At 63.2% G+C, this 11,854-nt stretch carries 2 protein-coding genes and 2 pseudogenes; 2 read left to right on the forward strand and 2 right to left on the reverse strand.

The annotated features are described in order from the left end of the window. Positions 1-1,357, forward strand: a 1,357-nt coding sequence (locus ACHIRB_RS26660; RefSeq protein ID WP_395127800.1) for a thioesterase domain-containing protein, incomplete at its 5' end; no start/stop codon positions are given. A gap of 261 nt (positions 1,358-1,618) precedes the next feature. Further along, positions 1,619-2,887 (forward strand): annotated as a pseudogene (locus tag ACHIRB_RS26665) (IS1380 family transposase). 87 nt (positions 2,888-2,974) lie between these two features. On the opposite strand, the gene ACHIRB_RS26670 reads toward ACHIRB_RS26665, so the two are convergent. Together ACHIRB_RS26670 and ACHIRB_RS26675 are read right to left on the reverse strand one after the other, a co-directional pair. Continuing rightward, a complete protein-coding gene (locus ACHIRB_RS26670) occupies positions 2,975-3,838 on the reverse strand; it encodes an alpha/beta fold hydrolase (RefSeq protein WP_395126231.1) in 864 nt (287 codons plus the stop codon). A 26-nt stretch (positions 3,839-3,864) separates the two neighbouring features. Continuing rightward, positions 3,865-11,802: pseudogene (locus tag ACHIRB_RS26675) on the reverse strand (non-ribosomal peptide synthetase); the annotation flags it as partial. Positions 11,803-11,854 lie beyond the last annotated feature (52 nt).

Consider the following 11,854-nt stretch of genomic DNA (forward strand, 5'->3'; position numbering starts at 1 on the left):
CGATTTCCAGGTGAAAGTCCGTGGGCTGCGCATCGAACTGGGTGAAATCGAGTCGGCGCTAACGGCGTTGGACGGTGTCGCGCAGGCTGTGGTATCGGTCCGAACTGATCCTGTGACGGGTGATCAACTGGTCGGCTACGTCGTGCCTGTCGAGGGAATCGATCTGGATAGTGTCGAGATGCAGGTCCGCTTGGGGCGGCAGTTGCCGTCGTACATGATCCCGACGGCCTGGGTTGTCCTCGCATCAGTGCCACTCAACGCCTCCGGAAAGCTGGACCGGAAGGCACTGCCCAACCCCACCATCAAAACTCGCGAGTATCGCGCGCCCGGCACTCCAGAAGGACAAGCGGTTGCCGACGCGTTTGTCGAACTCCTGGGACTTGAGCAAGTGGGCGCCGATGACGACTTCTTCGCGCTAGGCGGCAACAGCCTCATCGCCACACAGGTGGCAGCGAGGTTGCGTAAGAGCACGGGCGTAGACGTTCGGGTGCAGTGGTTCTTCGGCGATGCCACGGTGAGTGGACTCGCGTCTCAGATCGTCGCGTCCCGCGATTCGGGATCGTCGCCTATGACCGACGCTGGACAGGGGGTCGTCATTCATTTGCGCCGTACCGGTACCCGGTCGCCGTTGTTTGCCATTCACCCGATGATTGGTTTGTCGTGGCTCTACGCAGGGCTCACGAGCGAAATCGATGCCGATCGACCGCTGATCGGCCTGCAGAACCCGGCTCTGAGCGAGCCTGGCCCGCCTGCTGCTTCGATCGAAGAACTTGCTGTCCGATACGTCGACGAGATCACGCAGATCCAGCCCGATGGTCAGATCTGTTTGTTGGGCTATTCGCTGGGCGGCAATATTGCGCATGCGGTCGCCGTAATGCTGCGTGAACAGGGGCGGGAAGTTTCAAAGCTCATAATGTTGGACTCGCAACTCGAACCCGAGATGGAGGTATTCGATACCGAGCTGACGGCCGCGCTGCGTGGCATAGGCGTCGATGTTCCGGCGGGGGAAATTGTCCGCGAACTGTCGCTGGAACGTGCTGAGCAAATTGTTGCAATTCTTTCGGGCGACGGCCTCATATCGCTATCCACGGACAACGTTCAGCGACTTTTTGCTTCTATCGTCACAACGCCAAGGCTCATGGCCGACTACGAACCGGTCGAATTCGACGGCGATATGTTCTACGTGAGCGCGAGCACCCACCCTGAGCCTGAAGATGCAGCATACACGTGGCGGCCATTCGTTTCTGGCGCGATCGAAAATCGATTTATCGATGTGCCGCACGACCAGATGATGACCCCTGATGCTATTACGCTCGTCGGGCCAATCCTCGATGAAGCGTTACGAGATTGTGAGTGACTTACACCGGCAATTTGCCGGCCTGATGTAGATTTGTTTAACGTCAGGCAAATTTGAAGTGGTCTCCGACGCCGCCGACAAATGCCGGTGGCGACCTCAGCCGTGCGCTTTCACGATGATTTCGCGGGCGCTTCGTGTCGGAAATGAAGAATGGTGACCTGGCCTGGGGCAATTCGAGTTGCGAAGGTTGAATCAATCCGAGATCGAGGAACATCGTTCGGGTGCGAAAGTCTACATTTTGGTACCCGCCGTTGTCCGTCGATGCGACACGACACCGGATCCGGTGTCGTGTCGCATACCGGGGCGGTGCTCTTGCACACGGCAGACAGGCCTAACCAGGCGTTGTCGGCGGCGCTGACCATGTGGCGCAGACTGCTCGCGACGCACGATCCAGGCAAGGCGCTGGTAGACTTGGCGATCTAGGTCGCGATCGGTGGAGACTGCCTGGCCGATGCCGCCGTACTGCGGGCCGAGCCGGGCGTGTTCGGACCGGTGACGGCGGACCCGATGGTATGGCGGCTACTCACGGTATTGGCCGCCGATGCTCCGAAAGCGTTGACTGTCAGCGATTCTGCTCGCAGCCCTTGGTGATCGATCTGGACGCCACTCTGGTGACCGCGCACTCGGACAAGGAGAACGCAGCCCCGAACTGCAAACGTGGCTTCGGCTTCTACCCGTTGTACGCATTCGCCGACCACTGCCGCGTCGGCTCGGGTGAACCTTTGGCGATCATGCTGGGCTCAGGCAACGCCGGCTCCAACACCGCCGCCGACCACAAACAGGTCGTGGAGGATACGTTGGCGCAGTTACCGTTTCAACGCGTTACCGGGGGTCGGACGCAAGGTACTGATCCGCGCCGCCACAGCGGGCGGAACCCACGAATTGCTCGACTACCTGCACAAACGGCGCCTGTCGTACTCGCTCGGGTTCTTCATTTACGAGGCAGCCGCGGCAGCGATCGGCCTGCTTCCCGAGTCAGCGTGGACACCGGCCTACGACGCCGACGGTGCGATCAACGACGGCGCCTGGGTCGCCGAGATAACCGGATTGCTCGACTTGACCGGCTGGCCCGAGGGATGCGGCTCATGGTGCGTAGAGAACAACCCCACCCCGGGGGACATCTCCGGTTCACCGACTCTAACGGGCTGCGGCTCACCGCGTTCGCCAACAACACCACCCGTGGACAACTGTCCGATCTCGAACTACGCGACCGTCGTCGTGCCCGCTGCGAGGACCGGATCCGAGCTGCGAAAGACTCTGGGCTGTCAAACCTTCCATGCACGGGTTCGACCGGAACCGGATCTGGTGCGCGATCGTGCAACAGGCCATGGAACTGACCAACTGGATGCAAATGATCGGCTTCGCCGATCATCGGGCGCGATGGTGGGAACCCAACTGCTCTGGCTGCAACTGTTCTCCGTCGCGGCACGCCTGGCCCGCCATGCTCGACGAAGCCGCGTCCGACTATCGGTTCACGCATCCTGGGCCCACCTGCTCACTACAGCGCTGGCTCGTCTGCAGCCCGACTGACCGACACGACTCGAACCGGCAAACCCGAAAGGATTACCCTCAACCGGGCCAGTGGAACCCGGCAGCACCGGCCGCTCACGAGGCGCGCTACCTCGAAGTGACGACTTCGTTCTCCAGGATCGGTCCGATGACCGCGACCGACGCCGTGGAAAGCAGGTCTGCGTGACCACACGGGAGTTCGATTTCGACGACGTTCCCGGATACGTAGCGTTGCCATTCCTGCCGGCACTCCCGATCCGGCTCGTCGGCTGCCGAGAAGTAGAGCAGGTCGCCATCGAAGACTGCAGGCTCGAAAGCGGACGATATCGGCAGGGACCGGGCCGCGCCCGCATACATACGCTGGACCCGCTCGGGAGTAAGCGCAACAAGCTCGTTGGGGATCGATTCGAGCAGGATCGCCGCCCGCTCGATGGACAACTCGTCCGTACTGTCGTCGTCGCCGATGTCGATGCCCAACTCGGCGAGCAGCCCGACGAGTTCCGACCGAAATCGGACGGGGTCGGTGTGTCGAGTGCTGTCGAGCATCACCAGCGTCTGGACGTCTTCGCCGTCAGCCTGTAGGCGGGTGGCCATCGCATGCGCGATCACACCGCCGAGTGACCAGCCCAGCAGATGGTACGGCCCGTGTGGCTGGACCGAACGGATCTCCTCGACGTAGCGCGCTGCAAGAGCGGTGATCGACTCGACTCGGGCATCCTGCTCGAGTGCCACCGGAGTCTGCAATCCGTAGATAGGCCGCTGGGAGTCGAGATGCGGCGCGAGGCCGGAGTAGTTCCACGCAAGGCCGAACATCGGGTGCACGCAGAACAAGGGCGCGAGGTGTCCGGCTGTCCGCAGCGGGAGCAACACCTGCAGGGACGAATCGTCCTCGGCTGTAGGTGATGCCGTTGCTTCCTTCGACATCCGCGCCGCGAGGTGCTCGACGGTCGGGGTGGCGAAGAGCCATTGCACCCGTACCGCGATTCCGCTCGACTCCTTCAGCCGGTCACGAGTTGTGTTGCCAACAGGGAGTTTCCGCCGAGGGCGAAGAAGTCGTCGTCGAGACCGACTCGTGGCACGTCCAGCACGTCGCTGAAGACGTCTGCAACAACCTGCTCGAGAGTCGTTGTGGCGCTGCGGAAACTGGCAGCCTCGAACGTTGGAACAGGCAGCGCGCCCTTGTCGAGCTTGCCGTTGGCGGTCAACGGAATCGAATGGACAGCGACGAACGCGGACGGGACCATGTAGGGCGGCAACGATCGCGCTGCAGTCTCGCGCAGTTCGTCGAGATCGACCGACTCGTCGGGTGTGGGAACCACGTATGCCACGAGGCGCTGATCGTTGTTGTCGGTGCGTACGACAACCGTCGCCTGACCGACCGAGGGACCAGCCAAGACCGCTGCTTCGATCTCGCCCAACTCGATTCGGAATCCGCGGATCTTCACCTGGTCGTCGGCGCGGCCTAGATACTCGAGCTCGCCGGAGGAGTTCCAACACCCGAGATCGCCGGTCCGATACAAACGCTCGCCGCTGGCACCGAGTGGCGACGCGACGAAGCGTGCTGCCGTGAGGTCGGGACGTCCGAGATAGCCGCGGGCGAGTTGTCCACCCGCGATGTACATTTCGCCACGAACTCCGACCGGCACCGGCCGAAGGCGAGAATCCAGCACGTACACCCGTAGCCCTGGGATCGCCCGACCCACAACACTGCGCGCTGCGGCGACGGCGGTTGGCTGATCCAACTCGCGAAGCGACACATGGACGGTGGTCTCGGTGATGCCGTACATGTTCACCAGTCGTGGCGCGTCGTCGGGGTGACGGCTGTACCAATCCGCCAGACGCCGAACGTCGAGTGCTTCACCACCGAAGATGACGTATCGCAATTCCAGCGGCGCCCCGTCGACACGTCGATCGGCGTCCGCGAGCTGATAGAACGCCGACGGCGTCTGGTTGAGGACGGTAACTCGTTCGCGGCGAAGCAGTTCCAGAAACTCTTCCGGCGATCTCGAAGTGACGTAGTCGACGACGACCAGGGTTCCGCCGTACAGCAACGGTCCCCAGATTTCCCACACCGAAAAGTCGAAGGCGTAGGAGTGGAACATCGTCCAGACGTCGGTGTGGTCGAAACCGTACGACTCTTCGGTGTTCGCGAAGAGTGTGACGACGTTGCGATGAGGAACCTGAACACCTTTCGGGCGTCCGGTCGATCCGGAGGTATAGATGACGTACGCGACGTTCGAGGATCGAAGCGGCGAGGAACGGTCCGCGTCGGTGATCGGCTCGGTCTTCACATCGGTCAGGTCGAGAGTGTCGAGGGTGAGTACCTGTATGTCCAACGGGATCTCGATACCACTGGCCGAAGTCGTTATGGCACAGACCGGTAGCGCATCGGCGAGCATAAATGCTATCCGTTCCGCCGGGTAGGTCGGATCGATCGGCAGGTAGCCGCCACCGGCTTTCACGGTGGCAAGCAGCGCGACCACCAGATCGAGTGAGCGGGGCAGTGAAATGGCTACCAGTGACTCCGGCGTCACGCCGCGGTCGATGAGTATGCGAGCCAGCTGGTTCGACCGGGCATCCAATTCCGCGTAGGTCAGCTCATCGTCGCCGAATCGAACGGCCACGGAGTTGGAGTGCTGGGCGGCTGCGCGCCCGAACCTCTCGGCAAGTGTCGCGTCGACTCCGGAATCGTCCCCGGAGGAGACCCAGTCGGTCGACAGTTGCCGACGTTCGGTCGGGTCGAGCAGATCGATGTCGCCGACGGTTGTCTGCGGATCGGCCGTGACGGCGGACAGAATGCGGTGCAACCGTTCTGCGAAGGTGGCAACAGTTCGTTCGTCGAAAAGATCTGTGGCGTAGGCAAAAGCACAGTGCATACCTTGTGCGGTGCCGTCGGCGTCGGTTGTCCCGGTAACCGTCAGCTGTAGGTCGTAGGTCGTCGTGCTGACGTAGGAGGGCATCGCGCTCACCGCAAGCCCGTCCACGTCGAAGGTCGGGGGCGCTTGGTTGTGGAAGGTGAGCATCACTTGGAACAGCGGATGCCTTGATTGCGACCGCGGCGGATTCAGCGCTTCGACCAACCGCTCGAACGGCACGTCAGCGTTGGCGAGTGCCGCGAGGTCGCATTCTTTGTTGTCTCGCAGCAGTTCTGCGAACGTCGAGCCTGCGTCGACGGCAGTTCGCAGCACAAGTGTGTTGACGAACATCCCGACGAGGTCGTCCAGCGCTCTGACGCCGCGTCCGCTCACAGGCGTTCCCACCGCGATGTCGGCGGTGCCGGTGAGTCGAGCGAGCAGCACTGCGAGCGCGCTGTGAACGACCATGAACAACGTCGAGTTGTGCTCGCGTGCAAGTGTGTTCAGGCGGCGGTGCAACTCGGCAGGAACAGAGAAGTCGAATGCGGCGCCGCGCTGTGACGCGACATCCGGGCGCGGTCGATCGTTCGGCAGGTCCAGTTGCTCGGGCAACGCGTCGAGTTGTGTTCGCCAGTAGGCCATTTGATTCGACAGCACACTATCGGGATCGGACTCGGAACCGAGAACGTCCTGTTGCCAGACCGCGTAGTCGGCGTATTGAATCGGCAACTCATCCCATGCCGGTTCGGCATCGATCGCCCGCGCGCCGTATGCGACCAGCAGATCGCGAGCGAGTGGACCCATGGAGAAGCCGTCGGCGCTGATGTGGTGAATTGCCAAGGCAACTACGAAATCTGATTCGCCGAGTTCGAGCAACGATCCGCGAATCGGGACCTCGGTGGTGACGTCGAAGCCCGCGCCGATGATGGCCGCCAGCCGCGCCGGAAGGTCTCCCGCAGCGACTGGCTCCGGCGCGAGGTCCAGCACACACGCGCCTTCGTCGAGGATCACCTGCTCGGGGCGATAGTCGAACTGGGGATACATGGTTCGTAGCGACTCGTGCCGAGCAATGACATCGCGCACGGCTGCGCCGAAGGCTCGAACGTTCAGGTCGCCTGTCAACCGCACCACGAGTGGGATGTTGTACGCCGACGACTGCGGATCGAGTTGATTGATGAACCAAATGCGTTCTTGCGGTGGGGAAAGCGGAATGTGTGCCGGACGAGCCGCTGGAACGAGAGGCCGTCGGGTGGTGCCGGTTCTCTGCCCAACGTGCGCCGCCATAGCGGAGGGCGTCGGATAGGCGAACAGATCACGAATACCGAACGTGGTCTCGAGTGCGTTGTTGGTGCGGGCGATGACGCGCATGCCGATGAGGGAGTTGCCGCCGAGTTCGAAGAAGTTGTCGTCGGCGCCGATGTGTTCGGCGTCGAGGAGTTCGCCGAAGATGTCGGCGATGGCTTGTTCGGTGGGGGTGGCGGGTGCTCGGTAGGTGGGTGTGGTGTGGTGGGTGTCGATGTGGGGTAGTGCTTTTCGGTCGAGTTTGCCGCTGGGGCCTAGTGGTAGGTGGTCGAGTTCGACGATGTGGTGGGGGACCATGTATTGCGGTAGGGCTGTTTCGGCGTGGGTGGTGAGGGTGGTGGTGTCGATGGTGTGGTGGTGTTCGGCGACGACGTAGGCGGCGAGTTGGTCGCCGGGGCCACCATCGCCGACCACTGCAACGACGGCGCGCGCGACGCTGGGGTGGGCGGTGAGAACGGTTTCGATTTCACCGAGTTCGATGCGCAGGCCGCGGAGTTTGACTTGGAAGTCGGTGCGGCCCAGGAACTCGAGTGTTCCAGTCCCCTGTGGTGTTTCGGTGATGCGGACGAGGTCGCCGGTGCGGTACATGCGGGCGCCGATGTCGGCGGGGTCGGCGACGAAGCGTTCGGCGGTGAGGTCGGGGCGGTTGAGGTAGCCGCGGGCGAGTTGGACCCCGGCGAGGTAGAGCTCGCCGGGGACGCCGATGGGGACGCGTTGCAGGCGGGAGTCGAGGACGTAGACGGCGGTGTTGGGGACGGGTCCGCCGATGGGGACGGTGCCGGTGTCGGTGGAGTGGGTGCGGTGCACGGTGGAGGTGACGGTGGCTTCGGTGGGGCCGTAGGTGTTGTCGAGGATTGCAGTGCTGCTCTGGTGATAGCGGTGCAGCAGTGCGGGGGTGAGTTCTTCACCGCCGACGGAGACGTAGCGCAGGGTGTCGGGGAGTGCGAGGTCGGGGTCGGCGAGGAACAGGGCGAGCATCGACGGGACGAATTCGACGATGGCGACCTGATGGTGGGTGATGAGGTGTTGGAGGTAGTCGGCGTCGAGGTGGCCGTCGGGGCGGGCGATGATCATCCGCGCGCCGATTTGCAGGGGTAGGTAGATTTCCCAGACCGAGGCGTCGAAGGTTGCAGGTGTTTTGTGCAGCAGTGCGTCGGCGGCGGTGAGGTCGTAGTGGGTGCGCATCCACCACATTTGGTTGACCACGGCGCGGTGGGTGACGACGACGCCTTTGGGTCGTCCGGTGGAGCCGGAGGTGAAGATGACGTAGGCGGCGTTGTCGGGATGGATGTGTGGTGTGGGGCGCGGTGCGCTCTCGTCGAGTTCGAGGGTGTCGATACGCAATCGCACGACATCGGTGGGCAGCGCGGTGTCGTCGTCTGCGGTGAGGATCAGCACAGGTGCGCTGGTGGCGATGACGTAGTGCGTGCGGTCGGTGGGGTGGTCGGGGTCGATGGGGATGTAGGCGCCGCCGGCTTTGAGGACGGCGTAGATGGCGGTGATGAGGTCGATGCCGCGGCGGATGGCGAGTCCGACGAGGGTGTCGGGTCCGACACCTGCGGTGATGAGGTGTTGGGCGAGGGCGTTGGTGCGGGTGTCGAGTTGGGCGTAGGTGAGTTGGTCGTCGTCGGAGACGAGTGCGATCGCGTCCGGTGTGCGATCGACCTGCTCGGTGAACAAATCGACCAACGTGCTCGAATGCTTTTGTGAGACAGCGCCGTTGATGGAGTCGATCAAAAATTCTTCGGACTCCAGAACGACTCGAATGTCGCCGACAGTCACGGTCTCGTTGAAAGCGACTTCTTCCAGAACGGCGCGCAGGCGTGCAGTGAATCGTTTGATGGTCATGCGGTCGAAGAGGTCTGTTGCGTAGGTGACGGTGCCCGATGCGCCGACGATCGTGCCATCTGGTTGTACGTGTTCTGCCACAACGACACTCAAGTCCAGCTTTGCGACAACGACCTCGGGTTCGATCGGGGCGATACTCAGTTCGGGGAGCGCCAGGGTAGGCGGGGTGAAGTTCTGCAACATCAGCAGCACTTGAAACAGTGGGGAGAAGGCGAGGGATCGGTTGGGGCGCAGCAGCTCTACGACTCGGTCGAAGGGGAGGTCGGCGTTGGAGAAGGCTCCGAGGTCCGCGGCTCTGACTCGATCCAGCAGTGTGATGAAGGAGTCGTCGGGTGCTACGTCGGTGCGTAGTGCGAGGGTGTTGCCGAACATGCCGACGAGGTCGTCGAGGGCTTCTTCACCACGTCCGGCGATCTGGGTGCCGATGCAGATGTCGTCGGAATTGCTCAGCCGGGCAAGCACGATCGCCAGGGCGGCGTGAATGACCATGAACAGTGTGGCGTTGCGGTCGCGGGCGATGTGGTGCAGTCGGTCGAGAATGTCTGCGGGGATGTCGAATTCGACGTTGTCGCCGAGTCCGCTGGCTGCGACGGGTCGTGGTCGGTCGGTGGGCAGTTCCAACATTTCCGGGGTTCCGGCGAGTTGGCCGACCCAGTAACGGGATTGTTCGGCCGACAGCGATGCTGGATCGGTTTCCTCGCCGAGCAGTTCGCGTTGCCACATGGCGTAGTCGGCGTACTGCACCTGCAGCGGTTGCCAACTCGGGGTGGTGTCGAAGGCGCGCGCTGCGTAGGCGATGGTGACATCTTTCACCAAGGGCGCGAGTGAGGTTCCATCACAGGCGATGTGGTGCAGCACCAGGACCAGGACTACGTCTTGGTCGGCTCTGTCGTTGTCGGCGATCTGCAGCAGACGGCCGCGAATGGGCACTTCGCGGGAAAGGTCGAAACCTTGCGACGCCAAGGCGATCAGAGCGGGCTGGATCGCGGTCTCGTCGATCTGCTCCAGCTCGAGTGCCGGAACAGCTTGGGCTGCAGTAAGAACGTCTTGGTAGGGGCCGGTTTCGGAGTCGGGGTAGATCGTCCGCAACGGTTCGTGCCGCTCGACGACGTCGCCGATCGCAGCCCGTAGCGCGTCGACATCCAAGGTTCCGGTGAGTCGAATGGCGAAGGGCACGTTGTAGTTCGGTGACGATACGTCGAACTGGTTGGTCAACCACATGTGCTGTTGCGGCAAGGAGAGCGGCAGCTGTTCGGGGCGGGGTCGGGCCACGAGTGGCGGCTGCTCGCGTGCGCGACATCCATCCACCTGCGCAGCGAGCGCCGAGACCGTCGAGAACTGAAACAGCAATCGGGCAGGGACTCGAACACCGACCTCGGCACCGATGCGCGTGACGGCCAGCGTCGCTGCCAGCGAGTTGCCACCCAGGTCGAAGAAGTTGTCTCCTGCGCCGACCTGGTCCGCTTTCAGCACCGCAGCGAAGACGCCGGCAACTACTCGTTCGGTACGAGTAACGGGCTCGACGTACTCCCGCGCAATCAGTTCCGGTGCGGGAAGTGCTGCTCGGTCGAGCTTGCCGACCGGGGTGAGGGGGATGGCGTCGAGGGTCATGATGGTGGTCGGGACCATGTAGGCGGGCAGGCTGGCGCCGACGAAGTCGGTGAGGGTGTGGACGTCGATGGTGCGTCCGGCGGCTGGGACGACGTAGCCGACGAGTGCTTGTGTGCCGGTGCTGATTTCGCGGGCGAGGGTGACGGCGAAGTCGACGTCGGGGTGGGCAGCGAGGGCGGCGTCGATTTCGCCGAGTTCGATGCGGTAGCCGCGGAGTTTGACTTGGAAGTCGGCGCGGCCGACGTATTCGACGGTGTTGTCGGGTCGCCACCGTGCGAGGTCGCCGGAGCGGTACATCCGGTCGCCGGGTTCGCCCATGGGGTTGGGGACGAATCGTTCGCCGGTGAGGCCGGGTCGTTGGTTGTAGCCGCGGGCCAGGCCGGGGCCGGCGAGGTAGAGCTCGCCGGTGACGCCGGTGGGTACTTGTTTGAGTCGGCTGTCGAGGACGTAGGCGGACATGCCGCGGATGGCGGCGCCGATGACGATCGGCTGACCCGGCTCGAGCGGATCGCTGATGTTGGTCATGATCGTGGTTTCGGTGGGTCCGTAACCGTTGTAGAAACCGCGGCCGGCCGACCAACGATCGACGAGTTGGGGTGCGCAGGCTTCACCGCCGACGACGACGCGGAGTTCGTCGAGTCCTCTGGGGTCGACGGAAGCGAGTGCGGCGGGGGTGATGAAGGCGTGGGTGACGTGTTCGGTGCGGAGTAGTTGGGCGAGTTCGGCACCGCCGTAGACGTCGATGGGGGCGATGACCATGGTGGCGCCCGCGCACGTTGCGAGCAGCAGTTCCAGGACGGAGGCGTCGAAGCTGGGGGAGGCGAAGTGCAGGGTCCGGGACTCTGTCGTGATCGAATAACGCTCGCGTTGTTCGGCGGCGAAGTTCGCCAGTCCGGCGTGGGTGACGATGACGCCTTTGGGGCGTCCGGTCGATCCCGAGGTGTAGATGACATAGGCCGGATGGCCGAGAAGAAGTGGACGGACGCGCTCTTGATAGGAAACGGAGTCGCTGGGCTGTGCGTCGACCATGTTCTGCACGGCAGGGGAGTCGAGTACAAGCCATTCGACATTCGCGGGTAGTGCTTCCCGTCTGCCGGCAAGTGTCAGGCCTAGAGCGACGCCAGAATCTGCCACGATGAAGGCGACTCGGTCCGCGGGATATTCGGGGTCGATCGGGACGAAGGCCGCGCCCGTTTTGGCTACCGCCCATACGGCAAGGACGGATTCGATGGATCGTTGGATCGCGACGGCGACGAGGTCTTCGGCGCCGATGCCACGCTCGATCAACACCCGGGCGAGCTGCGAGGACCGCTCGGTCAAGCCCAAACGCGTGGTGTAACGAGGTGGTCGCCGCGTGACCCTGTTTGGTCAG

The sequence above is a fragment of the Antrihabitans spumae genome (assembly GCF_043944905.1).
In the GTDB taxonomy this organism is placed as follows: Bacteria; Actinomycetota; Actinomycetes; order Mycobacteriales; family Mycobacteriaceae; genus Antrihabitans; species Antrihabitans spumae.